Source organism: Modestobacter altitudinis (assembly GCF_005930475.1).
GTDB lineage: Bacteria > Actinomycetota > Actinomycetes > Mycobacteriales > Geodermatophilaceae > Modestobacter > Modestobacter altitudinis.
In genome coordinates, this window is record NZ_SJEW01000005.1 from 99574 (window position 1) to 124358 (window position 24785).

At 75.9% G+C, this 24785-nt stretch carries 22 protein-coding genes; 4 read left to right on the forward strand and 18 right to left on the reverse strand.

Features of this window, described 5'->3' with window-relative positions:
* Positions 1 to 134: 134 nt before the first annotated feature.
* Together FHL79_RS03720 and FHL79_RS03725 are read right to left on the reverse strand one after the other, a co-directional pair.
* Positions 135 to 674 carry a dihydrofolate reductase family protein gene (locus FHL79_RS03720; RefSeq protein ID WP_138757275.1) on the reverse strand — a complete coding sequence of 180 codons (540 nt, stop codon included), beginning with the start codon at positions 672 to 674 and terminating at the stop codon, positions 135 to 137.
* Positions 671 to 1609, reverse strand: a complete 939-nt coding sequence (locus tag FHL79_RS03725; RefSeq protein WP_138757276.1) for a helix-turn-helix domain-containing protein — start codon at positions 1607 to 1609, stop codon at positions 671 to 673. The genes FHL79_RS03720 and FHL79_RS03725 overlap by 4 nt, the downstream gene beginning before the upstream one ends.
* A 140-nt stretch (positions 1610 to 1749) precedes the next feature.
* On the opposite strand from FHL79_RS03725, the gene FHL79_RS03730 reads away from it, so the two are divergent.
* The gene (locus FHL79_RS03730) at positions 1750 to 2400 is read left to right on the forward strand and encodes a hypothetical protein (protein WP_138757277.1); all 651 of its coding nucleotides are present in this window, start codon (positions 1750 to 1752) and stop codon (positions 2398 to 2400) included.
* A gap of 44 nt (positions 2401 to 2444) precedes the next feature.
* Here the strand turns inward: FHL79_RS03730 and FHL79_RS03735 are convergent, their stop codons facing one another.
* From FHL79_RS03735 to steA, 10 genes are all read right to left on the reverse strand, one after another.
* Entirely contained in the window at positions 2445 to 2858 is a 414-nt protein-coding gene (locus FHL79_RS03735; RefSeq protein ID WP_246080317.1) for a GlcG/HbpS family heme-binding protein, read from the reverse strand.
* A 50-nt stretch (positions 2859 to 2908) separates the two neighbouring features.
* On the reverse strand, positions 2909 to 4729 hold the full coding sequence (locus FHL79_RS03740) for a protein kinase domain-containing protein (RefSeq protein WP_138757278.1): 1821 nt from the start codon (positions 4727 to 4729) through the stop codon (positions 2909 to 2911).
* Between the two features lie 173 nt (positions 4730 to 4902).
* Positions 4903 to 5505, reverse strand: coding sequence for an NUDIX domain-containing protein (locus FHL79_RS03745; protein WP_138757279.1), 603 nt, complete (start codon positions 5503 to 5505; stop codon positions 4903 to 4905).
* 4 nt (positions 5506 to 5509) lie between these two features.
* Complete coding sequence (gene pyrG / locus FHL79_RS03750; RefSeq protein ID WP_246080318.1) at positions 5510 to 7231, reverse strand: CTP synthase; 1722 nt, start codon at positions 7229 to 7231, stop codon at positions 5510 to 5512.
* Positions 7206 to 9608 (reverse strand): hypothetical protein, encoded by a 2403-nt coding sequence (locus FHL79_RS03755; RefSeq protein ID WP_138757280.1) that lies wholly within the window; start codon positions 9606 to 9608, stop codon positions 7206 to 7208. The genes pyrG and FHL79_RS03755 overlap by 26 nt, the downstream gene beginning before the upstream one ends.
* A complete protein-coding gene (locus tag FHL79_RS03760) occupies positions 9605 to 10762 on the reverse strand; it encodes a glycosyltransferase family 4 protein (RefSeq protein WP_138757281.1) in 1158 nt (385 codons plus the stop codon). Before FHL79_RS03760 ends, FHL79_RS03755 begins: the two co-directional genes overlap by 4 nt.
* Positions 10755 to 12398: a murein biosynthesis integral membrane protein MurJ gene (gene murJ / locus FHL79_RS03765; RefSeq protein WP_138757282.1), complete on the reverse strand. Its 1644-nt coding sequence runs from the start codon at positions 12396 to 12398 to the stop codon at positions 10755 to 10757. Before murJ ends, FHL79_RS03760 begins: the two co-directional genes overlap by 8 nt.
* A 25-nt stretch (positions 12399 to 12423) precedes the next feature.
* Entirely contained in the window at positions 12424 to 13284 is an 861-nt protein-coding gene (locus FHL79_RS03770) for a hypothetical protein (RefSeq protein WP_246080320.1), read from the reverse strand.
* Positions 13281 to 14246 (reverse strand): copper transporter, encoded by a 966-nt coding sequence (locus FHL79_RS03775; protein ID WP_138757283.1) that lies wholly within the window; start codon positions 14244 to 14246, stop codon positions 13281 to 13283. Before FHL79_RS03775 ends, FHL79_RS03770 begins: the two co-directional genes overlap by 4 nt.
* A complete protein-coding gene (gene steA, locus FHL79_RS03780) occupies positions 14243 to 15376 on the reverse strand; it encodes a putative cytokinetic ring protein SteA (protein WP_246080322.1) in 1134 nt (377 codons plus the stop codon). Before steA ends, FHL79_RS03775 begins: the two co-directional genes overlap by 4 nt.
* Before the next feature lie 214 nt (positions 15377 to 15590).
* On the opposite strand from steA, the gene FHL79_RS03785 reads away from it, so the two are divergent.
* The gene (locus FHL79_RS03785) at positions 15591 to 16526 is read left to right on the forward strand and encodes a TetR/AcrR family transcriptional regulator (RefSeq protein ID WP_138757285.1); all 936 of its coding nucleotides are present in this window, start codon (positions 15591 to 15593) and stop codon (positions 16524 to 16526) included.
* A gap of 66 nt (positions 16527 to 16592) precedes the next feature.
* On the opposite strand, the gene FHL79_RS03790 is transcribed toward FHL79_RS03785, so the two are convergent.
* Positions 16593 to 17786 carry a fatty acid desaturase family protein gene (locus FHL79_RS03790; protein ID WP_138757286.1) on the reverse strand — a complete coding sequence of 398 codons (1194 nt, stop codon included), beginning with the start codon at positions 17784 to 17786 and terminating at the stop codon, positions 16593 to 16595.
* A 19-nt stretch (positions 17787 to 17805) separates the two neighbouring features.
* Positions 17806 to 18909 carry a ferredoxin reductase gene (locus FHL79_RS03795; protein WP_138757287.1) on the reverse strand — a complete coding sequence of 368 codons (1104 nt, stop codon included), beginning with the start codon at positions 18907 to 18909 and terminating at the stop codon, positions 17806 to 17808.
* A gap of 90 nt (positions 18910 to 18999) precedes the next feature.
* Between FHL79_RS03795 and FHL79_RS03800 the strand changes: the two genes are divergently transcribed.
* Positions 19000 to 20190: a PucR family transcriptional regulator gene (locus tag FHL79_RS03800; RefSeq protein WP_246080324.1), complete on the forward strand. Its 1191-nt coding sequence runs from the start codon at positions 19000 to 19002 to the stop codon at positions 20188 to 20190.
* Positions 20191 to 20247: 57 nt separating this feature from the next.
* Here FHL79_RS03800 and recN read toward each other — a convergent pair whose 3' ends face one another.
* The 4 genes from recN to FHL79_RS03820 form a co-directional block, all read right to left on the reverse strand.
* Positions 20248 to 22071, reverse strand: a complete 1824-nt coding sequence (gene recN / locus FHL79_RS03805) for a DNA repair protein RecN (RefSeq protein ID WP_218938310.1) — start codon at positions 22069 to 22071, stop codon at positions 20248 to 20250.
* Positions 22046 to 23098, reverse strand: coding sequence for an NAD kinase (locus tag FHL79_RS03810; RefSeq protein WP_138757289.1), 1053 nt, complete (start codon positions 23096 to 23098; stop codon positions 22046 to 22048). Before FHL79_RS03810 ends, recN begins: the two co-directional genes overlap by 26 nt.
* Before the next feature lie 73 nt (positions 23099 to 23171).
* Positions 23172 to 23969, reverse strand: coding sequence for a TlyA family RNA methyltransferase (locus FHL79_RS03815; RefSeq protein ID WP_138757290.1), 798 nt, complete (start codon positions 23967 to 23969; stop codon positions 23172 to 23174).
* Positions 23969 to 24208 (reverse strand): hypothetical protein, encoded by a 240-nt coding sequence (locus tag FHL79_RS03820; protein WP_138757291.1) that lies wholly within the window; start codon positions 24206 to 24208, stop codon positions 23969 to 23971. Before FHL79_RS03820 ends, FHL79_RS03815 begins: the two co-directional genes overlap by 1 nt.
* A gap of 243 nt (positions 24209 to 24451) precedes the next feature.
* Here FHL79_RS03820 and FHL79_RS03825 point away from each other — a divergent pair, with 243 nt between their 5' ends.
* The gene (locus tag FHL79_RS03825) at positions 24452 to 24769 is read left to right on the forward strand and encodes an alkyl sulfatase C-terminal domain-containing protein (RefSeq protein ID WP_246080326.1); all 318 of its coding nucleotides are present in this window, start codon (positions 24452 to 24454) and stop codon (positions 24767 to 24769) included.
* Positions 24770 to 24785: the final 16 nt, after the last annotated feature.

A 24785-nucleotide genomic window follows, 5' to 3' on the forward strand; every position in this document is an offset into this window, starting at 1 on the left:
CCCCCGGGGTTGCCGGCGGCGCTCCAGTGACGGGCGGCCCGGTCAGGGCCGGCCTCGGCCGGAGTGTAGGCAGAACGGGAGTCACGCCGGTGTCCCGCCGGGACACCGGCCCGTCGGCGTCCCCCGGTCGGGTGTCAGGCGGGTGCCGGGCTCCGCTCGACGGTGTACCGCACAGCCACCAGCTCGCCGTTGCGGGCGACCTCCTGCACCGCCAGCTCGACCCGCCGCGGCAGCAGCGGTGCACCGCCGCCGAGGGTCACCGGGGCGATGCCGACCACCACGTCGTCCAGCAGTCCGCGGTCGGCGAACTGGCCGGCGAGGTCCCCGCCGCCGACGATCCAGACGTCCCGCCCGGCCGCGGCCGCGACCATGTCGGCGTGCACCCGCGCCGGGTCCTCGGCGGTGAGGCGGAGGTCGACGCCCGGCAGCAGCGGCAGGTCGCGGTGGGTGAAGACCCAGGTGGGCCGCTCGGGGGTCCACTCCGGCTCGTGCTCGCGGACCCACAGGTAGGTCGTCGCGCCCATCGCCACGGCGCCCACCCCGGCGATGAAGCCGTCGTAGCCCATCGGCCCGTCGGCGTCGGTCTGCCGGCTGAGCAGCCAGTCCAGCGAGTGGTCGGCGGTGGCGATGAAGCCGTCCAGCGACGTGGCGGTGTAGTACACGGTGCGGGTCACGAGGTCCTCCTGCTCAACCAGTCGATCGGGTCACCGGCGTCCACCGGCACACCCGCCTCCCGGAACCAGTGCCGGGCCAGCTGCCGGCGGTGCGCGCCGAAGGTGAGCACGTGGGCGACCACGCTGCCCAGCACGAACGTCTCCGGTGGGTCGCACAGCGCGTCGACCAACCGGTCACCCCAGGCGGCGCGCCGGGAGACGTCCCGGACGAAGGCCAGCCAGCGGGGCGCGGCCTCGTCGTGCCGGGCGAGCAGGGCGGCCGGGTCGTCCGCGCCGCGCGCCGGGTGGTCGGCGCCCTCGACCGAAGCCAGCCAGACCTCCGTCGTCCGGACCAGGTGCTCCAGCACCGCGGCGAGCGACTCCTCGGGGCCGTCCCAGCCCAGCACCTGCCAGCCCGGCGCACGGGTCCGCCGGTACTCGTCGGCGGGCACGCCCTTCGCCAGGTCCAGCAGCGCGCGGGTGTCCTCCAGCGCGTGGTGCACCAGCAGCGCGGTGACCTCGTCGCCGCCGCGGGCGCCCTGCTCGCCGGTCACCCACAGCGAGGTCGGCGGGTGGAAGTGCACGCCGTTGGGCGCCGGCAGCCAGTGCCCGTCCCGGGTGGTCGGTCCCGGCTCGGCGGGCCGGTGTCCGGGCGAGCGGCCGTAGGCCCGGGAGAACGCCCGGCTGAAGCCCTCCACCGACTCGTACCCGGCGGCGAACGCCACCTCGGTGACGCTGCGGCCCCCGTGCAGCTGCCAGGCCGCGCGCTCCAGCTCCACCCGCCGGCGCAGCGCCACCGGCGACTCCCCCGCACCCCGGGTCACCTGCCGGCTGAAGTGCCAGGGCGAGGAGAAGGCGTCCCCCGCCATCTCCGTCAGCGTCCGGTTGTCCTCGTCCAGGACCGCGTCGAGCAGCTCGCGCAGCCGGTCCCGTCCGGTGGGCACGTCCTCGGTCACGAGGTCGAGTCTCGTGGGTCGGACCCGCCCGGTGCCCGACCGTTCTTGCTCCGTCCGGATCGCCCCGGCCGCTGCGGTGCCGGACGATCCACAGGACCCGACCCCGCCGGTCACCCCACCCCGCCGATGGAGCTGCACCGATGCGCCTGTACGCCGACCGACCCGATCACCGCACCCGGCAGCTGGCCGCCGACGCCGGCCTGCTGGCCTGGGCGGTGCTCTGGGTGCTGGTCGCCCGGGTGGTGCACGGAGCGGTGCTGGTGCTGGCCAAGCCCGGCCGGGCCGTCGCCGACCTGGGCCGGTCGATCTCGGACTCGATGGACTCGGCGGCCGGCGCGGCCGACGGCGTGCCGGTGGTCGGTGACGAGCTCGCGGCGCCGTTCGGTGCGCTGAGCGACGCGGGCGGCTCGGTCACCGGCGCGGGCACCAGCGCCTCGGACGCCGTGCACACCCTGGCCGCGGTGCTGGCCGTCGTGCTGGTGGTGCTGCCGGTCGGCTGGCTCCTGGTGCGCTGGCTGCGCTGGCGGGCGGCGTGGCTGTGGGAGGCCACCGCCGCCGACCGGCTGCTGGCCTCCGGCGCGGACGGGCTCCCGGACCTCGAGCTGCTGGCCGCCCGGGCGATGGCGACCGCACCGCTGCCGCAGCTGGCCCGCCTGCCGGCCGGCACGGGGGCCGGCTGGCGGGCGGGCGACCCGGCGGCGCTGCGCGCGCTCGCCGGGCTGGAGCTCCGCCGGCTGGGCCTGCGGACGCCCGAGCCGAGCCGCCCCGGGGTGAGCCGCGCCGTCAGCTGACGAGCACCCTCGGTCCGCTCCTCGGTCGCCGGCGCTCCCGTCCGTCAGCTGACGGAGTACCCGCCGGCGGCCACCGCGGCGGCGCAGACGTCCTCGTCCTGCTGACCGGTGCCGCCGCTGCCGCCGAGGGCGCCGACCAGCTGGCCGTCGAAGTACACCGGCACCGCGCCGGTCTGCGGGGTGAACCGGCCGTGGGTCATCGCCGTCACCGCGGTGGCGAAGTTCGGCATCGGCTCCATCTTCGCCTTCTGCGCGGCGCTGGGCGCCCCGTAGGCCGCCGCCGTCCACGCCTTGCCCTGGGCCACGTCGGTCGAGATCCACGGGGCGCCGTCCATCCGGATCAGCGCCAGGAGGTGGCCGGCGGGGTCCATGACGGCGAAGGACATCGGCACGCCGAGCTTCGAGGACTCCTCGCGGGCGGCCTGCAGCAGGGACAGGGCCTGGTCATGTGTGAGCACCCGGCCACCCTCCACCGGGCCTGCCGTCCGCGGCAACCCGGGGTCGGCGGTCAGCCGCCGCCCGGGCCGCCGCCCGAGCCCCGGCCGGTCCAGTCGGTCGCTGGTGCGGACTCCTCGCCCTCCCACGGCGGAGCCACCGAGGAGCTCCCGGCGGAGGACGACGCGGCTGCCGAGGACGGCGTCGGCGCAGCCTCCGACGAACTCTGGTCGGGCGACGGGGTCGGCGCGGTCGAGCCCGCGTCCGGCGCCGAGGTGGGGGCCGCGCTGTCGCCGGCGGTCTCCGACGGGGCGGCGTCCGTGGGTGTGCTGTCGGTGGGCGTGCCGGTGGACCCGGCGTCGCCCGGGCCGCTCTCGACCGGGTCGCTCCCCGTGGGGCCGGTCGTGCCGGGGGCGCTGTCCGTCGCCGGTGCCGTCGCCGGTGCCGGGGTCGACCCGGTGCCGGTGGTCGCTCCGGTGCTCGCCCCGGTCGTCGCCCCGGTGTCCGGGACGGTGCCGGTGCCGGTGCTGGTGTCGGTGTCGGTCCCCGCAGCGGGCCGGGTGTCCGGCGCCTGGGTCGGCGGCGCGGCCGCTCCGGTCACCCCGGTCGCCGGGACGTCCACAGCGGGGGCGGACGTGTCGTCGGCGAAGAAGACCGTCACGGCGTCGCCGGCGTACAGGGGCCGGTCGCTCGGGTCCAGCTGCGTGACCTGCCCCGGGGCGACGTCGGGCGCGCTCTGCGCCTGCCGGTCCACCGTCAGCCCCAGCGCCGTCAGCTGGAGCGTGACGTCGTCGACAGGGCGCCCGACGTAGTCCTGACCGTCGAGCTCGATGGTCTGCTGCTGCTCCGTCGCGGTGCCCGACGGCGGCGGGTCGTCGTCGCGGAGCAGTCCCAGCCCGAGGACGCCGGCGATCCCGGCCAGCAGCGCGCAGACGACCGGCAGCACCGTCCGCAGCCGCCGCCGTGACCGGCCCGGGCCCGCCGGCGGCCGGCGTCGGGCGACCGCCGGACGTGCCACCAGCGGGACCGCCCGGGTGCGGGCCGGGTCGTCGAGCGGGTGCCCGGCCCGGACCCGGTCGATCGCGGCGACGAACGCGTCGCCGTCCGGGATCCGCTCGCCGGGGTCCTTGGCCACGGCTTCGTCGACCAGCTCGCGGAGCTCAGCGGGCAGGTCGTCGGGCAGCGGCTCGGGCTCCTCGTTGACCTGCTTGAGCGCGACCGTCACCGGGTTGTCCCCGTCGAAGGCCGGCGCGCCGGTCAGGCACTCGTAGCCGACCAGACCGAGGGAGTACACGTCGCTGGCCGGGGTGGGCTGCTCGCCGACCGCGATCTCCGGGGACAGGTACTGCGGCGTGCCGAGCACCTGCCCGGCCGCGGTGAGCGGGACGCTCCCCGCCGACCAGGCGATCCCGAAGTCGGTGATCTTCACCTGCTCGTCCGGCCCGACGAGGATGTTGCCGGGCTTGACGTCGCGGTGCACCATCCCGGCGTGGTGGGCCTCGGCGAGGGCGACGGCGGTCTGCCGCAGCACCGACAGCGTCGCCTCGGGGCTGAGCGGCCCCTCCTCGCGCAGCAGGGTGGACAGCGGCGCGCCCTGCACGAGCTCCATCACCAGGTAGGCCAGGTGCTCGCCGTCCTGGGACGACGTCACCTCGCCGTAGTCGTAGACGGCGGCGATGTTGGGGTGGCTGAGCGCCGCGGCGTGCGTGGCCTCGGCCCGGAAGCGGGCGAGGAACGTCGGGTCGCCGGTGTACTCGCTGCGCAGCAGCTTGACCGCGACCGGCCGGCCGAGCAGGACGTCCCGGCCCCGCCAGACCTCGCCCATGCCGCCGGAGGCGATCAGCGAGTCCAGCTCGTAGCGGTCGTTGAGCACCCGCCTGCCCGGCTCGTCCACGCTGCTGGTCCCCCGTCCCCTCCTGTGCGGCCGCGGCCGAGCCCGGGTCCAGGGACCCCCGCCGACCGTGCGCGCCGTCCTGCTGGGTCCCCACTCGGACCCCTCGCTACACCTCTCGGCCTGCGCCGAACGGCTCCGGCCGGCGGCTGACCGCCGGACCGGAGCCGCCCGGCTCAGGTGGCGTCGAGCGGACGCAGCCTCGGCGAGGTCGCCCGCACCTGCGCGGCGGCGAGCAGACCGATGACGGCGAGGGAGTTGCGGACCTTGCCGTCGAAGACCCACTGGACCGCTTCGGCCAGCGGCACCCGCTCGACGGTCATGTCCAGCTCCTCGTGCTCGACCACGAACCCGTCGGGTCGGGCGACGTCCGACAGCCCCTCGGCCAGGTACAGCAGCACCAGCTCGTCGCAGAACCCCGGGGAGGGGTGCTGGGTGGTCAGCAGCGACCACCGCTCCGCGGCCAGCAGGGTCTCCTCGGCCAGCTCACGCCGGGCGCTGTCCACCGGCGGCTCGCCGTCGACGTCCCGGAGCCCGGCGGGCAGCTCCCACAGGTGCTCACCGATGGCGTGCCGGTACTGGCGCACCATCACGACCCGGTCGGAGTCGTCGAGGGCGACGATGCCGACCGCACCCGGGTGGTGCACGACCTCCCGGTCGCTCGTCCCACCGCCGGGCATCGCCACGGTGTCCTTGCGCAGCGAGATGATCCGGCCGGTGTAGATCTCCTCGGAGGCGACGACCTCGTACTCGTGCGGGGCGTCCACGGTCTCGGTCATCGCCTCAGATGCCGATCGGCTCGGACTCGGGCACCGGCAGCCGGGCGGCGTCCTGGTAGCCGACGGCGGCCTGCACGAAGGCGGCGAACAGCGGGTGCGGCCGGGTCGGCCGGCTCTTCAGCTCCGGGTGCGCCTGGGTGCCGACGAAGAACGGGTGGACGTCGGCCGGCAGCTCGGCGAACTCGACCAGCATCCCGTCCGGCGAGGTGCCGGAGAAGACCATGCCGGCCTGCTCGAGCTTGTCGCGGTAGGCGTTGGCGACCTCGTAGCGGTGCCGGTGCCGCTCGGTGATCTCGGTCTCGCCGTAGGCGGCCGCGGCCACCGACCCCTTCTGCAGCTGCGCCGGGTAGCTGCCCAGCCGCATGGTCCCGCCCATGTCCCGGGTGCCGGCGACCACGTCGAGCTGGGTGGCCATGGTGGCGATCACCGGGTGGGCGGTGTCCGGGTCGAACTCGGTGGAGTTGGCGTCGGAGATGCCGGCCAGGTCCCGCGCCGCCTCGATCACCATGCACTGCAGGCCCAGGCACAGCCCCAGCGTCGGGATGCCGTTGACCCGGGCGTGCTTGATCGCGCCGAGCTTGCCCTCGATGCCGCGCACCCCGAAGCCGCCGGGGATGCAGACCCCGTCGACGCCGGCCAGCGCGGCCGCGGCGCCCTCGGGGGTCTGGCACTCGTCGGAGGGGACCCAGCGGATCTCCACCCGCGAGCGGTGCGCGAAGCCACCGGCCCGGAGCGCCTCGGTCACCGACAGGTAGGCGTCGGGCAGGTCGATGTACTTGCCGACGAGGGCGACGGTGACGGTCTGCTTCGGGGAGTGCACCCGGTCCAGCAGGTCGCCCCACACCGTCCAGTCGACGTCCCGGAAGGGCAGCCCGAGCCGGCGGACGACGAAGGCGTCCAGGCCCTCCCGGTGCAGCACCTTGGGGATGTCGTAGATCGACGGGGCGTCGGGGCAGGAGATGACGCCCTCGGCCTCGGTGTCGCACATCAGGCTGATCTTGCGCTTGAGGCCCTCGTTGATCGGCCGGTCCGACCGGCAGACCAGCGCGTCGGGCTGGATGCCGATGCTGCGCAGCGCGGCGACCGAGTGCTGGGTGGGCTTGGTCTTCAGCTCACCGGAGGGGGCGATGTAGGGGATCAGCGAGATGTGCAGGAAGAAGCAGTTGTCCCGGCCGATCTCGTGCCGCACCTGGCGGGCGGCCTCGAGGAAGGGCAGCGACTCGATGTCGCCGACCGTGCCGCCGATCTCGGTGATCACGACGTCGACCCGCTCGGCGCTCTCGGCGCCGGCCAGGATCCGCGCCTTGATCTCGTTGGTGATGTGCGGGATGACCTGCACGGTGTCCCCGAGGTACTCCCCGCGCCGCTCCTGGGCGATCACGTCGGAGTAGACCTGGCCGGTGGTCACGTTGGCCCGGCCGGTCAGGTCGGTGTCCAGGAACCGCTCGTAGTGCCCGATGTCCAGGTCGGTCTCGGCGCCGTCCTCGGTGACGAACACCTCGCCGTGCTGGAAGGGGTTCATCGTCCCCGGGTCCACGTTGAGGTAGGGGTCCAGCTTCTGCATGGTGACCCGGAGGCCCCTGCTGGACAGCAGGGCCCCCAGGGAACTTGCGGTCAGGCCCTTGCCCAGTGACGACACGACGCCGCCGGTGACGAAGACGAACTTCGTCGGCTGGGAGTTGGGGAGAAGAGGTCCGCGGTCACGAGGTTCTGCCAGTCGACCCACGGACGCCCACGTTAACACGGGGGTCCGCCGCCCCGGCCGCCGGACCGGGTGCACCCGGCGACCCGTCGTCCTCCGCGGGCCGGACGGGGGCGCCGGCCACCAGCTGCACCAGCAGCGGCACCAGCAGGGTCGCGGCGGTGGCCGGCAGCGCCACGCCGCTGTCGTTGACCAGCGCGCCGACGGTGAGGCTGAGCGCGATGGCGGTGAGCCCGGCGCGCAGCACGCGCACGTCCTCGGCCGGCAGGCCGGCGGCTCCCCGGCCGGCCCGGCTGCGGAGCGGGCCGCCGGGCCGCAGCAGCCAGCCCGCCGCCAGCAGCGCGACCAGCAGCATCCAGGCCAGCGGACTGCCGAGCAGGATCGCCAGGTTCGCCGCGGCCTTGCGGCTGACCACCGTCCACGCCTGCCCGTCGAGCAGCTGCCCGACGAACCGGCCCAGGTGGCTGCGCTGGTCGGCCGGGCGGAGCCAGTCGAGCACCGCGACGACGCCGACGACTCCGACGGCGGTGGCCAGCACGGCGACCAGCCGCGCGGCGGTGACCCGGATCCGGGCCAGCAGCATGCCGAGCACGGCGAAGCCCGGGACGGCGGCCAGCACGCCCCCGAAGTCCCGGCCCAGCGACGGGGTGCCGATCAGCACGGTGCAGACCACCCCGGCGACCAGCACCGGCAGCAGCCACGTCCGGCGGGTCGGCGCCGCCGAGCGGCGCACCAGCGCGGCGGCCCCGGCGGCGGTGAGCAGCAGGGCGCTGACCGAGAGCAGCCCGAAGGTGAGGTTGCCGTAGCCGGTGAACCGGCCGGCCACGATCGCGTCGTAGCCGAGCAGGCCGTCCAGCTCCAGGTGCGAGCCGGTGAGCACGTCACCGGCGAGGGTGCCCAGCGTGACGGCGAGGACGACGACCGGCGGGCCCAGCCGCCGGCGGCGCCACGGCCCGAGCGCGGCTCCCGCGGTGACGGCGAGGGCGGCGGCCAGCACCGAGCCGGCCAGCGCCCAGCGCGGGGAGCCGCTCAGCTCCCAGGGCACCAGGTTGGCCAGGTAGGTCGACACCGGCAGGGCGGCGACACCGAGGGCCAGCAGCTGCAGCAGCGGTGGACCGCGGCGTCCCGGGGTGCGGCGGCGCAGCCAGTCCCGCACCCGGCTGCGGCGTCCGGCCCGGCCGGGGAGCCAGCCGCGGTCCCAGCCACCGAGCAGCAGCGCGCCCAGCAGCACCAGGGCGCCGTCGAGCAGCACCAGCAGCCAGAAGGTCAGGCCGGTGCTGCGGTAGTGCACCACCGCCCGGGTGTTGGCCCGGTCCAGCTCGGTCAGCGCGTCGGCCAGCGCCGGCCGGCCGGCCGTCACGGTGACGGGCTGGCCGTTCATCGAGTCGGGGACGTCGAGGCCGAGCGCGCGCAGCACGGTGGGCGCGACGTCGATCAGCTGGACGAACGGCGCGCGGCCGGTGCTGGCCGAGGTGAGCCAGCCCGGGCTCGTCCCCGGACCCTCGGCCATCACCACGTGCAGCTGCGGCCGGCCGCCGTTGACCTCCGAGACGCCCTGCAGCAGGAGCAGCGTCTCGCCCGGGAGCCCGGCGGCCGCGGCCCGCAGCCGGCCCACGGCGGCGTCGACGGCCTGCACCGCGGCCTCGCGGGCGGTGGGCAGGGTGCCGTCGTCACTGGCGTCGGCCCCCGGTGCGGCGGCGTCGCTCAGCTGGCCGAGGGAGACCAGCGTCAGCGGGCAGTCCGCCAGCAGCCCGCTCAGCTCGGCGTCGTCGGTGGGGAGCGCGTCCCGGACGGTGAACCGGGCGCTCTCCCCCGCCACGGCCAGCGCCGCGGCCCGGCCGACCACGGTGCTGCAGGAGACGGTCTGCCCCAGCAGCCCGGGTTCGGCGCCGAAGCGGGTGGTGGCCTCGTCGGCGGCGACCCGGGCCACGGTCCGCTCCGGCTCGGCCAGCCCGACCGCGGCGACCTGCTCCTCGAGGCCGCAGTAGGACAGCCGGGCGTCCACGGCCGGCGGGGCGGGCGTCGGGGCGGGCGGCGCACCGCCGTCGGCCGCCGGCGCGTCGGGCGCGGGCACGGCCGGGATCGGCTCGACCGGGCCGGGGTAGCGGGCGCGGTTGCCCGCGCCCAGGCTGGCCCAGCCGTCGAGCAGGCAGGTGGTGGAGCGGCCGGCCCGCACCGAGAGCGAGCCGATGGCGGAGTCCTCGGCCAGCGACCACAGCTCCGGGGTGCGGTCGGGGTCCAGGTCGGCCCAGACCAGCCCGGGGACGCCGACGGTGAGCACCCGGTCGGCATGCCACGGGTCGTGCCCCGCGGCGGCGGCCGGCCCGGTCGACCCGGCGAGCAGCGCCAGCAGGACGGCGATCAGCACCCCGACCAGCGGGCGCCGGTGCACCCGGGTCATCGGGAGGGCCCGGCCGGCCCGAGCAGCTCGGAGTACAGCTCGACCAGCTGCCGGGCGGTGGCCGCCTCGTCCGGCCAGCCGGCCGCCTGTCGTGGGCCCGCGGCGCACAACCGCCCGGTGAGCCCGGGGTCGCTGAGCACGGCGGTCACGGCCGTGGCGAGGGCCGCGGCGTCGCCGACCGGGACCAGCTCGGCGGCGTCCCCGACGAGCTCCGGGATGCCGCCGACCGCGGTGGCGACCAGCGGCGTCCCGGCGCGCAGGGCCTCCTGGGCGGTGAGCGAGCGGGCCTCCCACACCGAGGGCAGCACGCAGACGTCGGCCGCGCCGAGCAGGTCGGCGACGTCGCTGCGCCGGCCGAGCAGGATCACCGGCAGCTGCTCGGCGTCGATCCGCGCGGCCAGCGCGTCGTGCAGCGGCCCGTCCCCGGCGATGGCCACCAGCGGTGCCGGCCGCAGCCGCCCCTCGGCCGTCCAGGCGGCGACCGCGTCGAGCAGCACGTCGTAGCCCTTCTGCGGGTGCAGCCGGCCCACCGCGACGACCAGCGCCCGGCGGTCGTCGTCCAGCCCGAGCTCGCGGCGCACGTCCGGCCGGGACCGCTGCGCCGGGGGCAGCGGCGGTGCGGCCACCGGCGCGACCCGCACGTCGCGGGCGCCGAGCCGGCGGGCGTTCTCGGCCAGGTCCGCCGACGCCGCCAGGACGACGTCGGCGCCGCGGATGGTGGCTGCCTCGGCGGCCTGCAGCACCTGGCGCCGCACCCCGCCGCCGCCGGGGAGCGCGTTGTGCAGGGTGAGCACCAGCGGGCGGTCGCGCTCCCCCGCCAGCCGCCGCGCGGCCGCGGTGACCAGGCCGGCGCGCAGCCCGTGCGCGTGGACCAGGTCCGCGCCCGCGGTGGCCCGGCGCAGCGCCAGCACCGCGCGCACGTCGGCCACCGGCGCCAGCCCGGCGGAGATGCCGACCTCGCGGAAGTCCGCGCCGGTGGCGGTGAAGGCGAACAGCTCCTCGGTGGACCGCGGCCCGCAGACCCGCACGGAGGCGCCCGCCCGGCCCAGCGGGACCAGCAGCGAGCGCAGGTGGGTGCCGACCCCGCCGGTGCTGGTGGCCAGCACCTCGGCGACCCGGCGGTCGGCGAGCAGACGCCGGTCCGGCTCAGACACCTGCCACCTCCGCCTTCCCTGCGTGCCGCAGCCCGGCCACGGCCGCGAGCAGCGGCCGCCGGGAGGTCCCCATCATGACCGCCGCCGCGACCACCAGCACCACCCCGGCGGCCAGCGCGCCGGTACCGATCGCGGCGAGCACCCCACCGCCGGGCACCGGGTCCGCGCCCAGCGCCCGGGCGGTCAGCAGACCGGCCGCCCCGGCCAGTGCCGCGGCGAGCAGCGCCGGCAGCCCGCTGCGGGCGACCCCGGCCAGCGCGTCGGCGCCGGCCTCGCGGGCGACGACGACCAGCAGCGCGAGCCCGGCGACGGTGACCCCGAGGCTGTGCCCCGCGGCCAGCGCCAGCGCCCGGTCCGCGGCCGGCAGCGCGTCGGCGAGCACGAGGTCGGCGACGACGGCGGCCAGCCAGCCCCCGGCGACGCAGACGGTGGGCGACCGCCACAGCCCGCGGGCGTACAGCGCCCGGGACAGCAGCGCCACCAGCCCGTAGCCGAGCAGGCCGGGGGCGAACGCGGCGATGGTCGGCGCCAGCGCGGCGGCCCGGTCGGCGTCCTCGGCGGAGGCCAGGAAGACCCGGGCCAGCGGCCCGGAGACGGCGACCAGGCCGGCCGCGGCGACCGCGCTGCCCACCAGGGTGAGGACGGCGGCCGGGGCCAGCGTCCGCGCGTACCCCGTCTCGTCGCCGAGCCCGGCGCGCTCGCTGAGGGCGGGGTAGACCGAGGTGGCCAGCGGCACGGCCACCGCCGCCCACGGCAGCAGGAACACCGTCATCCCGGCGAAGTAGACGACCTGGGTGCCGTCCGGCGCGCCGGCGTTGGCCAGCCGGATCGCCACCACGGCGACCAGCTGCTGCCCGGCCAGGGTGAGCACCCCGGCCAGCGCCAGCCGGCGCACCCGCGGGGCGGCGCCGACCGGGAAGCGCAGCGCCGGGCGCAGGCCCAGCCGCAGGCCGCGCAGCGGCGCCAGCAGCGAACCGGCGAGGGCGAGCACGCCCAGCGTCGTCCCGACGCCGAGCACCAGCTCGGCCGGGGTGGACAGGTCCGCGACGTCCCGGGCCCCGCCGATGCCGGCGAACACCAGGTAGGACGCGGCCACGACCAGGGTGGACAGCAGCGGCGCCAGCGCCGGTCCGGCGAAGCGGCGGTGCGCCTGCAGGACGCCGGTGAGCACGACCGCGAGGCCGTAGAGCACCACCTGCGGCGCGAACACGAGCAGGAAGCGGGCGGCCAGGTCGACCTTCGCCGCGTCGGCGGGGTCGCCGGGGTCGCCACCGAGCAACGCGGCGGCGATGGGCCGGGAGAGCACCGCGAGCAGCGCGGCGAGCGGCACGAGGACGAGCAGCGTCCAGCCGAGCAGCGCGTTGGCGGTGCGCCGGACCTGTTCCCGGTCCCCGGCCGCGATCCCACCGGCGAGCATCGGCACCACCAGGCTCGCCAGCGCGCCGCCGGCGACCACCTCGAAGACGATGTTGGGCACGTTGTTGGCGGCCTGGTACGTGTCGCCGGTGCTCCCCGCGCCGACGGCGTTGGTGAAGACCACGGTCCGGCCGAACCCGGCGACCCGGGACAGCAGGGTGAGCGCGGAGATGAGCAGCGCGGCACCGGCGGCACCGGCCACGACGCGCCGGGCGGTCACCGCCGTCCGCCGCGGGGGGAGCGGGTCACGCCGGGCGGCGGCCGAGCCGGTCGAGCTGCCGCAGTCCGCCGGTCGACTCGATGACCCGGGTGAAGCTGACCTTCTCGCTGGCCAGGGTGAGCGCGGTGACCACGCCGAGCAGCCCGGCCCGGCTGCCCCGGCCGGGCAGGGCCGCCAGCCGGAGCCCCAGCAGCGCGCCGACGGCGTTCGCGCCGCAGTCGCCGAGCATCACCCGCTCGCCCAGGTCGTCGGGGAGCACGCCGAGGGTCGCCCCGAGGGGGCCGGCGACCAGGCCACCGGCGGGACCGCCGACCGTCGACGCGGCCAGCAGCACGGCGACCTTGCCGGCCCGGCCGGGGCGGAGGTCGAGCAGGTTGAGCAGGTTCGCGGTGCCGGCGACCAGACCGGTGGTGAGCACGCCGTCGACCACCGCCGGCAGCCCGCTGCCCCGGCGGGTGAGGACCGCGGCGACGACGCCGGCGGTGCCGATGCCGGCCACCTTCACCGCACCGGCGGAGACCCGTCCTTCGCGGAGCGCCGCCAGGTGACCGGCCAGCCCCTTGTCCCCCGCCTGCTCGGGCCGGGCGCCGGCCAGGTCGTCGTACCCGCCGACGACCCCGACCACGGTGCCGACGACGGCCGCCGCAGCCCGCTGACCGGCCGGTGCGCCGGTGACCGCGGTCGCCGTGGCGGCGGCGGCCAGCACCGGCCCACCGAGCAGGCTGACCGGACGCCGGGCGTAGTTGGTGCGCTGCCAGGGGGCGCCGGCCTCCTGCGCGGCCAGACGTCCGGCAGCGGCCAGACCGGCCCGGGCGAGGAGCGCGCCGGCGGCGGCGAGCGCCGTGCGGCGTCCGGCCGTGCTGCGCCGCGGCAGGGCCCGGCTCACGAGGCCGGCGGCGGGACCGGCTGGGTGTCCTCGCCCACGCCGTACTCGCCCGACGTGCCGCGCTGCTCGGCCGCCACGGCCAGCACCGTGCTGATCCGGCCGGCCGGGGTGTCCACGTTGTCCACCGTCGACACGGCCGCCGCGGCCGTCCGGTCGCTGCGCACCGCCTCGACCAGGCCGCCCTCCCCGGCGGAGGCGAGGTCGCCGGCGACGACGACGCCCGAGCCCTCGGTGTCCAGCGCGGTGGCCAGCTGCACCAGGGCCGTCGCCCGGGCCTCGGCGTCCTCGGCGTCCTCGCCACCGGCGACCGTGCCGGAGGTGAGCACGACGGCCTGGTCGGCCGGGCTCACCGAGGAGGTGTCCTGGCTGAGCACGTCGAGCTCGGCCAGCCCGGCGAGCACGGTGGAGGTGTCCGTGGTGCTCGGCGGGATGCCGACGTCGGGGGCGCCCTCGCCGGGGACCATCAGCACCTGGGCGAGCACGGAGGCGACCAGCTCGCCGACGTCGTCGGTCGCCGGCCGGGTCACCGTCGCGGGCACGCCCGGGCCGGCCAGGTAGCTCTCCACCGTCCCGGCGGAGGAGGGGTCCGCGTAGGTGTCGGTGAGCCGGATGGTGCCGGTGACGGTGGCCCCCGCGCTGCCGAGCAGCGCGGTCACGCCCTCGACCACCTCGGCGTCCAGGTCGGGGCTGGCGACGACCAGCACGACGCTCTCGCCCGCGAGGGTGTTCTCCACCAGCGTGGGGCCGACCGCCTCGTCGAAGCTGCCCACGTCGTCCAGCTGGGTCTGCAGCAGCTGTGTCTGGTCCTCCAGCGAGCGCTTGTCGTCCTGGAGTGCGGTGACCTGGCCCTGCAGGTTGTCCGTCAGCGGGCCGTTGAGCTGGGTGGTGCCGATGACGATCCCCAACGCCACCGCGAGGAAGACCGCGATCAGCGAGACGAGGTGGTAGCGGAAGTCGATCACGTGAAGAGGTTCTCCAGCCAGAACACGAAGCTGTCCCATTGGTCGACGAGCAGGTCGAAGTAGATGTGGCTGGCCGTGGACACCGCCAGCGCGGCGACGATCGACGCCAGCGCGGCGAGCACCAGCAGCACGAGCGCCAGGGTGGAGATGCGGCTGCGGTACAGCCGGCTCACGCCCTTGGCGTCCACGAGCTTGCCGCCCAGGCGCAGCCGGGTCAGGAAGGTCGAGGCCATGCCGCCACGGCCCTTGTCCAGGAACTCGATCAGGGTGGCGTGCGTGCCGACCGCGACGATCAGCGTGGCGCCCTTCTCGTCGGCGAGCAGCATCGCGATGTCCTCGCTGGTCGCCGATGCCGGGAACGTGATGGCGTCGACGCCCAGGTCGGTGACCCGCTGCAGCCCGGGCGCGCGGCCGTCGGCGTAGGCGTGCACGACGACCTCGGCCCCGCAGCGCAGCACCGAGTCGCTGACCGAGTCCATGTCGCCGATGATCATGTCCGGCTGGTAGCCGGCCTCCTTCAGCGCGTCGGCCCCGCCGTCCACGCCGATCAGCACCGGCCGGTAGTCGCGGATGTAGGGCCGCAGCGCCTGCAGGTCCTCCTTGTAGTCATAACCCCGGACGACGACCAGCACGTGCCGGCCCTCGATCTGGGTCGCGACGTCGGGCACGCCCACGCCGTCGAGCAGCAGCGCGCGCTCGCGCTTCATGTACTCCATGGTGTTGGCCGCGAAGGCCTCCAGTTGCACCGACAGGCCTTCCCTGGCCTCGGCCATCGCGGTGGCCACCGTCTCCGGGGTCTGCTCGACGCCCTCGGCGACCACCTCGTCGGCGGAGAACACGCGGTTGCCCTCGACCCGGAGCTCGGTGCCCTCCTTGATCCGGGTCAGCACGTCCTTCCCGACGCCGTCCACCAGCGGGATGCCGGCCTCGACCAGGATCCCGGGGCCGAGGTTGGGGTAGCGGCCCGAGGTGCTCGGTCCGGCGTTGACGACCGCGCCCACCTTGCCGGCCACCAGCGAGTCGGCGCTGACCCGGTCGATGTCGACGTGGTCGATGACGGCGATCTCGCCGGGCCGCAGCCGCTTGGTCAGGTTCTTGGTCCGCCGGTCCACCCGCGCGGTGCCGGTCACGCCAGGTGCTGTCTCGGACGCTCGTCCGCGCCGCAGGGTGCCGATGCGCATGGTCGCGATGTTCCCACGGGCTCCGGGGCGGACGACCCCGACGCGCACCAGCGACGGACCGATCACACTCAGTGAACGACACCACAACAGGGAGGAAATCAGTCCTGTCGCGCCGGGTGTCGCTGACCGGTGACCGGACCGTCCCGTCACTAGCGTGACTGGTGTGACTGCAGGGGCCTCCGCGAGCCGGAGTACAGCGACAGTTCTCGCCGACGACCTGGTGGAGGAGCTCGCCGGTCGCCGCGATCCCGAGGCGGCTGCGGCCGCTGCAGTGGCTGGCGCGACGCCGTCCGGCGCCGACGCCCAGGCCCAGGTCGTTCCCCTGGCTGCGCGCCCCCCGGCGGAGGAGTCGGAGCCGCTGGTCCCGGAGCTCGCCGACCCCGCTGCCGTCCCGGACGCGCCGGCTGCTGCGGCCCAGCCGGCGGACGCCCCCGGACCCGGGCGGCGGCCGCGCCGCCGCGAGCGGCGCGGCCCCAGCCTGCGCGAGCAGCGGCGGCTGCGGACCCGGGAGGCGATCGTCGACGCGGCCGCCGCGCTGTTCGTCGAGCGCGGCTTCGACCACGTGAGCGTGATGGAGATCGCGCAGCGCGCCGGGGTGGTCGAGAAGACGGTGTTCAACCACTTCCCGGTCAAGGAGGGGCTGGTCTTCGAGGCCGACCCGCCGATCCGGGCCGCGCTGCTGGACGCCGTCCGCCGGCGCCCGGCCGGGGAGTCGGTCGCCGCCGCGGCGGGCGGGTTCGTGGTGGCCGCGGTGAGTCAGCTGGGCTCCCCCGCCGCCGCCGAGGGCATGACCGAGATGGCCCGGGTGATCCGCGGCAGCCGCACCCTGCAGGCCCGCGAGCGGGAGATCCTCGGCACGCTGACCGACACCCTGGCCGAGCAGATCACCCTGGAGACGCGGGCGGCGGCCGGCGAGCTGGAGCCGTGGCTGGCGGCCAACGCGGTCATGGGGCTGTACTCGTCGCTGCTGGAGCTGGCCCGCGACCGGGTGCTGGCCGGCGCCTCCGGCCCCGAGCTGGTGGCCATGCTGCGCACCCGCGGGCAGCGCGGCCTGGCCCTGCTCCAGTTCGGCCTGGCCGGCTACGCCAAGCGCCGCTGAGGAAGACCCCCCGGGCCGCGACGCAGCAGGGCCCCTCTCCCGTCGGGAGAGGGGCCCTGTGGCGTTCTAGGCCGCGTTCTGCAGCTGGCGGCGGACCTTGGGGCCGCCGGTGGTCATCTTGTAGAGCTTGACGACCTGCGCCGGCACGTTCGCCGGGGTGGTCTGGGCCAGCCAGCCGTTGGGCAGCGACAGCCGCAGCACCTTGTGCCAGGCCGAGCCGACCTGACGGGGCAGCGACGCCGAGTGGTAGCGCAGCCCGTAGCGGTCGAACAGGTCCTTCACCTTCGGCGCGATCTCGGCGTACCGGTTGCTCGGCAGGTCCGGGAACAGGTGGTGCTCCACCTGGTGCGACAGGTTGCCGGTCATGATGTGCATGGCCTTGCTGCCGGAGATGTTGGCCGACCCGAGCATCTGGCGCAGGTACCACTCACCGCGGCTCTCGCCGTCGATCGACTTCTTCTCGAAGGTCTCGACGCCCTCCGGGAAGTGCCCGCACATGATCACCGAGTGCGACCACAGGTTGCGGACGACGTTGGCGGTGAAGTTGGCCGCCAGGGTCGGCAGGAACGACGGGCCGGACAGCAGCGGGTGGACGACGTAGTCCTTCGTCATCTGCTTGCGGATCTTCCTCAGCACGGCCTTGCCGCGGGCCTTGAACTCCGGGTCCTTGCGGCGCTCCGCGGTGGCCAGGTTCTTGCCCAGCTCCAGGTCGTAGGCGGCGATGCCGTACTCGAAGAAGCAGGCGTTGACGAAGTTCCACACCGGCTGCAGCAGGTACAGCGGCACCCACTTCTGGTCCTCGTCGACGCGCATGATGCCGTAGCCGAGGTCGTTGTCCTTGCCGATCACGTTGGTGTACGTGTGGTGGAGGATGTTGTGCGAGTGCTTCCACTGCTCGGACGGGCTGGCCATGTCCCACTCCCAGGTCGTGGAGTGGATCTTGGGGTCACGCATCCAGTCCCACTGGCCGTGCAGGATGTTGTGCCCGATCTCCATGTTCTCCAGGATCTTGGCGACCGAGAGCCCCATGGTGCCCAGCACCCAGGCCGGCGGGAACTTGGAGAACAGCAGGACGGCGCGGCTGCCGAGCTCGAGCTTGCGCTGGACGTCGATCACCCGGCGGATGTAGGCCGCGTCGGCGTCCCCGCGGCTGTCCATGACGCCCTGCCGGAGGGCGTCGAGCTCCAGGCCGATGGACTCGATGTCCGCCTCGGTCAGGTGCGCGATCGGGTTGTCGGACTTCTTCTGCAGGACGGTCATGTGCAGCTCCTCGTGAGAGTCAGTGGTCGATGTCGCAGGCGCCGGCAGCGGCGCTGATGCAGGTCTGGATCAGGACGCCGTCACCGGGGGCGGCCGTGGTGACCTCGCCGGTGCGCAGGTCGCGGACGGCGCCCTCGCGGAGCGGGAGCACGCAGCCGTAGCAGATGCCCATCCGGCAGCCGCTGGGCATGAGCAGCCCGGCCTCCTCGGCGGCGTCGAGGATCGGCGTGGCGCCGTCCACCTCGAGCGAGCGCGAGGACCTCGCGAAGCTCACCGTGCCGCCCTCACCGGTGACCAGCACCCGGGGGCGGAACCGCTCGGTGTAGAGCTGCTCGGCGATGCCCGCGGCGGCCCAGTGCTCCTCGAGGGCCTCGAGCATGCCGACCGGACCGCAGGCCCAGGTCGAGCGCTCCGCCAGGTCGGGCACGAGCTCGGCCAGCGCGGCGGCGTCGAGCAGGCCGGCGGTCTCGGTGTGCCGCTCGACCAGCCGGATCTGCCCCGTGCGGGCCAGCTCGCGCAGCTCGGCGCCGAAGATGACGTCCTCGGCGGTGGGCGCGGAGTGGACGACCACCACGTCGTCGTGCTCTGCCACGTGGTTGCGCAGGATGCCCATCACCGGGGTCACGCCGGACCCGGCGGTGACGAACAGGCACTTCTCCGGCCGCTGGGCCGGCAGCACGAAGTCACCCGTGGCCTGGTCGAGCTGCACGATCGTGCCCGAGCGGGCCCGGCGCACCAGGTGGTTGCTGACCTTGCCGCCGGGGATCGCCTTGACGGTGATGGTGAAGCAGCCGTCGGCCCGGCCGAGCACCGAGGTGATCGAGTAGGCGCGCCACTGCCGGACGCCGTCGACGTCGATGCCGATCCGCACGTACTGGCCCGGCGTGTGCGGGAGCCAGTCCCGGCCCGGGCGGATGACGATCGTCGCGGCGTCCCGGGTCTCCGGCCGGACCTCCTCGATCCGGCCGCGCAGCGCGGCGCCGGAGCGGAGCGGGTCGACGAGGTCGAGGTAGTCGGCGGGCAGCAGCGGCGTGGTGACCAGCTCGGCGACCTTGACCACCCGGTCACGGAGCTTCCCCAGCACCGGCCGGGCCGAGGAGGGGCGCGAGACGGTTGCGGTCATACCCAGAGCTTTCCCAATTCCTGGACCAATCACCTGCTCTCTGGACGTGAATCGAGCGGTGGGTACTGTTCTCCACGAACAAAGGAGGTGGTGGCGACGAGCGAGCTCATCACGTTCCCACCCGCTGTGGTGGCGGCGATGCAGGCGGAGCTGCCCGCGGTGGCCGAGCAGACCGTGGCCACCATCGTGGTGGAGGTCCCCAGCTACGCCGACGCCTTCGGCGGGGAGATGGGCCGGGCCATCACCAGCGCCGTGGAGCTGGCCCTCGGCGGCTTCCTCGACCTGGCGACGGCGACCGGCGGCGTCGACCCGAGCCGGCCGATCGGGCCTGCGCTGGAGGGTGCCTACAAGCTGGGCCGGGGCGAGGCGCGCAGCGGCCGGTCGATGGACTCGCTGCTGGCCGCCTACCGGGTGGGCGCCCGGGTGGCCTGGCGGCACATGAGCGACACCGCCGTCGCCGCTGGGCTGACCGTCGGGTCGCTGGCCCGCTTCGCCGAGCTGGTGTTCGCCTACATCGACCAGCTGTCGGCCTCCAGCGTCGCCGGCCACACCGACGAGCTGGAGACGACCGGCCGGGTGCGCCGGCACCACCTGGAGCGGCTCGGTGCGGTGCTGCTGGCCGGCCGGCCGCTGCACGAGCTGACCGCCGCGGCCGAGCGGGCCGACTGGCCGACCCCGCGCACCCTGACCGCCGTGCTGCTGCCCGAGGTGCGGGCGCGCGGTGCCCTCGGGCTGCTCGACGCCCGGACCCTGCAGGTCAGCGACGACCCGCCGGGGCTGGACCCCTCGACGGAGCTGACCGTGCTGCTGGTGCCCGACGCCGGCGAGGGTGCCCGGCCCGCGCTGCTGCGCGCGCTGGAGGGGCGGTCGGCGGTGGTCGGCCCTGCCCGGCCGTGGGCGTCGGTGGCGGCGTCCTACGGGCGGGCGGTGCGGGCGCTGCGGCTCGGGCTCGCCGCCGAGGCGCCCGCGGCACTGGACACCGACCAGCGGCTGCCGGACCTGGTGCTGCGGGCCGACGACGAGGCGCTGGCCGACCTGCGCGCGGCCGCGCTGGCGCCGCTGGACGGACTCAACGGCGCGGCCCGGGAGAAGCTGGTCGCGACGCTGCGCTCCTGGCTGCTGCACCACGGCCGGCGCGAGCAGGTGGCCGCCGAGCTGTTCGTGCACCCGCAGACGGTGCGCTACCGGATGGGGCAGCTGCGCCAGCTGTTCGGCAACCGGCTCGAGGACCCCCAGCGGGTGCTCGAGCTGACCATCGCGCTCGGCGCAACTGCGGTGTGAGGCCCCGTCCCGAGGCTCACCCGAGCTTGCGAGGGAGGAGGAGGACGGGGTCCTTCATCAGCCGCGGCTCTCGGCGGCGACCGCGATCAGCTCCCGGGCGTGCGCCTGACCGGTGTCGCTGTCGGCCAGCCCGGACAGCATCCGGGCCAGCTCCCGCACCCGGTCCTCGTCGCGGACGGCGCGGATGTCGGTGGCCGTGACCCCCTGGGCGCTGTCCGGGGACTTGTCGACCACGAGGTGGGTGTCGGCGAAGGCGGCGACCTGGGCGAGGTGGGTGACCACGACGACCTGGTGCTCCCGGGCGAGCCGGGCCAGCCTCCGGCCGATCTCCCCCGCCGCCTGACCGCCGACGCCGGCGTCGACCTCGTCGAAGACCATCACCGGCACCGGGTCGGCGCCGGCGAAGACGACCTCGATGGCCAGCATGACCCGGGAGAGCTCACCGCCCGAGGCGCCCTTGTGCACCGGACGCGCGGGGGCGCCGGGGTGCGGGGAGAGCAGCAGCGCCACCTCGTCGACCCCTTCGGGGCCCGGCTGGCCGGGATCGCTGTCGATCCGGAAGGACACCTGGGCGTTCTTCATCGCCAGCCCGGCCAGCTCCGCGCCGACCTCGGCGGCGAACCCGTCGGCCGCGGCCCGACGGCCCTCGCTGACCCGGGTGGAGAGGGTGGCCAGCTGCTCGCGTGCGGCGTCCCGTTGCGCCTGCAGCGCCTCGAGGGCCTCGTCGGAGACGTCCAGCTGGGACAGTCGGGCCTGGGCCTCTGCTGCCCAGCCGAGCACCCCGGCCAGGCCCTCCCCGGGCTCGGCGTACTTGCGCACCAGCGCGGTGATCGCCGCCCGGCGGTCGAGCACCTCGGCCAGCCGGGCCGGGTCGGCGTCCAGGTCGGCGACGTAGCCGGCCAGCTGCACGGCGACGTCGGAGACCACGGCGACCGCGTCGGCCAGGTCCTGCGCGAGCAGCACCAGGGTGGGGTCGTCGGAGCCGGCCAGCGAGCGCTCGGCGGTGGACAGTGCGGTGGCCGCGTCCTGCGGGAGCTCATCACCGCCGAGGTCGCCGGTGACGTCGCCGACCAGGGCGAGCCGGGCGGTGTCGGCGACGGTGCGCAGCGCGTCGGCGTCCCCGAGCCGCCGGGCCTGGGTGTCCAGCTCGTCGTCCTCCCCCGCCTCGGGGGAGAGCGCCGCGATCTCGTCCAGGCCGTGCCGCAGCACGTCCGCGGCCTGGGTCAGCTCCCGGACCTGGCTGCGGCGCCGGTCCAGGTCGTCGGCCAGCTGCCGCCAGGTGGCGTACGCGGCCCGGTGCTCCTCCACCAGCGCCAGGTGCTCGACCCCGGCGAAGCGGTCCAGGGCGCGGCGCTGCTCGGCGGGGCGGGTGAGCCGCAGCTGGTCGGTCTGGCCGTGCACCGCCAACAGGTCCTCGGCCAGCTCGGCGACGACGCCGACCGGCACGCTGCGGCCACCGAGGTGGGCCCGCGACCGGCCCTCGGCGCTGACCGTGCGGGCCAGGATGAGGCTCCCGTCGTCGTCGGGCTCGGCGCCGGCATCGGCGGCCCGCACCCAGACCGGGGACTCCGGGGGCAGCACCAGCCGACCCTCGACGCCGGCCCGACCACCGGCCCGCACCCGCCCGGGGTCGGCGCGGCCGCCGAAGAGCAGCGTCAGGCCGGTGACGACCATGGTCTTGCCCGCGCCGGTCTCCCCGGTGACGACGGTGAGCCCAGGGCCGAGGTCGAGGGTGACGTCGTCGATGGCGCCGAGCCCGCGGATGCGCAGCTCGGTCAGCGCACCGTTGACCGCCGTCCCGGCCTCCCGGGAGCGGGACGGTGCCCGCGACGCCGACCGGGACGCCGACCGGGACTCAGGCCGCGCCGTCCTGGTGGCCACGGCGCACCTCCTCCGGGGTCCGCAGCACGCCGTCGCTGGTGTTCACGTCGCCGGTGAGCACGTTGACCCGCGTGGTCGGCGCCTCGTGCCCCGGGCCGTGCGACCGGGCGTCCCGGAAACCGCGCACCGGCAGCCCGAACTTGGCGACCAGCCGGTCGCCGAAGGACGTCGGGTTCACCCGGGCGATGCGCACCGGGCGGTCGGAGCGGCGCACCTCGACCCGTCCGCCGTCGGGGACCTCGACGATCCGGCGGCCGTCGGCGGAGACCCGCGCGCGGGTGCCGTCCGGCGGCACGGCGACGGTGAGCACCGAGGTCGGCGAGGTGACCAGCGGCCGGGCGAACAGCGCGTGCGCGTTGGTGGGGACCAGCAGCAGCGCCTCCACGTCGGGCCAGACCACCGGGCCACCGGCGGAGAACGCGTAGGCGGTGGAGCCGGTCGGGGTGGCGCAGAGGATGCCGTCGCAACCGAAGGAGGTCAGCGGGTGGCCGTCCACCTCGAGCACGACGTCGAGGACCCGGCTGCGCTCGACCTTCTCCACCGACACCTCGTTGAGCGCCCAGGTCTCCGCGCCGGTCGGCACACCCTCGGCGTCGAGGACCACGGCGTCCAGGGTCAGCCGCTCCTCGACCTCGTACTCGCAGTTCTCGACGGCGGTCAGCATCTCCTCGACGGCCTCGGGCTCGGTCTCGGCGAGGAAGCCGACCCGGCCGAGGTTCACCCCGGTGATCGCCGCGTCGGTGTTGCGGGCGAGCTCGGCGGCCCGCAGGAAGGTCCCGTCGCCGCCGAACACCAGCACGATCTCCACCCCGCTGGACGCCGCCGGCCCGAAGGCGCAGACCTCGGCGCCGGGCACGGCCATCGCCTCGGCCTCGTCGTCCAGCAGCCGGACGACGATCCCCGCCGCGGCCAGCCGTGCGGCCGCGGACCGGGCGAGCTCGACGATGTCGGACCGGCCGGTGTGCACGGCCAGCAGGACGCGCCGGGTGCCCGTGCCGGACCCGCAGGCCGTGGTGCCGTCGGTCACTGTTCCTCCTCGCTGACGCTCGTCGAACCGGTGCACCCGGGTGCGGTGCTCCCGGGGGCGCTCACGGGCTCGCTCACGTGGGTCCTTCCTGAACTGCTCGGTCGATGGCGGTGCGGTCCGCCGGCGGCGCGTCCTGGCGCAGCCAGAGGAAGAACTCGACGTTGCCGGCCGGGCCGGGCAGCGGGCTGGCCACCACCCCGGCGGTGCCCCAGCCGAGGTCGGCGGCGGCCTGGGCGACGGTGGCCACGGCGTCGGCCCGGTGGGTGAGGTCCCGGACGACGCCGCCCGCGCCCAGCCGGTCCCGGCCGACCTCGAACTGCGGCTTGACCATCGGCAGCAGGTCGGCGCCGGGCCCGGCGCACGCGGTGAGCGCCGGCAGCACCAGCCGCAGCGAGATGAAGGACAGGTCGGCGACGACCAGCTCGACCGGGCCGTCGATGGCCTCGGGGGTCAGCTCGCGCACGTTGGTCCGCTCGTGGACCACGACCCGCTCGTCGGTGCGCAGCGACCAGGCGAGCTCGCCGTACCCCACGTCGACGGCGACGACCTCGCGCGCGCCCCGGCTGAGCAGGACCTCGGTGAACCCGCCGGTGGAGGCGCCCGCGTCGAGCGCCCGGCGGCCCGCCACGACGACCGGGAAGGCGGTCAGCGCGCCGAGCAGCTTGTGCGCGCCGCGGGAGACCCAGCTGGGCTCGTCGGGGTCGGTGCGGACGACGACCGGGGTGCCGGCCTCGACCCCGGTGGCCGGCTTGCTGGCCGCCTGGCCGCCGATGGTGACCCGGCCCTCGGTGATGAGGGTGACCGCGTGCTCGCGCGAGCGGGCCAGTCCGCGGCGCACGAGCTCGGCGTCGAGTCGGCTGCGTCGGGCCATCAGAGCTGGTCGATGGTGGAGAGCTCGCGCTGCAGCCGGTCGTGCTCGGCCTCGAAGACCGCGACGTGGTCGGCCACCGGCCGCTCGGCGAGCGCGGCGAAGCGCTCCGCCGGGGGCACCGGGACGGTCCCGGCGGGACCCGCCGGTGCCGGAGCAGCCGGGGCGGCGGCCGGACGCGGTGGGCCCGGGACCGGACGCGGCGGGCCGGGGACCGGGCGCTGAGCGTCGGGTGCGGTCACGGTCTCCTCCTCCACGTCCTGCGGTCACGGGCTCGTCCCCGCGTCCATCTCGGAGGTTACCGGCCGGTGCCGACGGACGACGGTGCGCTGCAGGAGGCGGTGGACGCAGCGACGGACGGGCCGGGCAGGACTGCGGGCTGTCCCGGGACGGCGGTAGCGTCCCGCTCCGGACCGCACGGCCGGGACGAGCCCGGCCCCCTGGCTGATGGAGGCGACCCGCCCGTGGCGACGCTCGAGCAGTGCATGACCGCCCTGGACGGTTTCGTCAGCAAGCTGGCCTCCGCCGAGGGGGCCCGCGACCTGGACCGCAGCGTCTCGTGCCGGCTCACCGACCTGGGCCAGGTCGTCGCCGGCCGGCTGGCCCGCGGCGCCGTGCACGACATGACCGCCCAGGCCGACGGGCCGTCGGTGCCCAAGGCCGACATCCGGCTGACCATGAGCAGCGACGACCTGCTGGCGCTGACCTCCGGGCAGCTGTCCTTCACGCCGGCCTGGGCCAGCGGCCGGGTCAAGCTGGAGGCCGGGCTGCGCGACATGCTGCGCCTCCGCTCGCTGCTCTGACGTCCCCGCCGGCCGG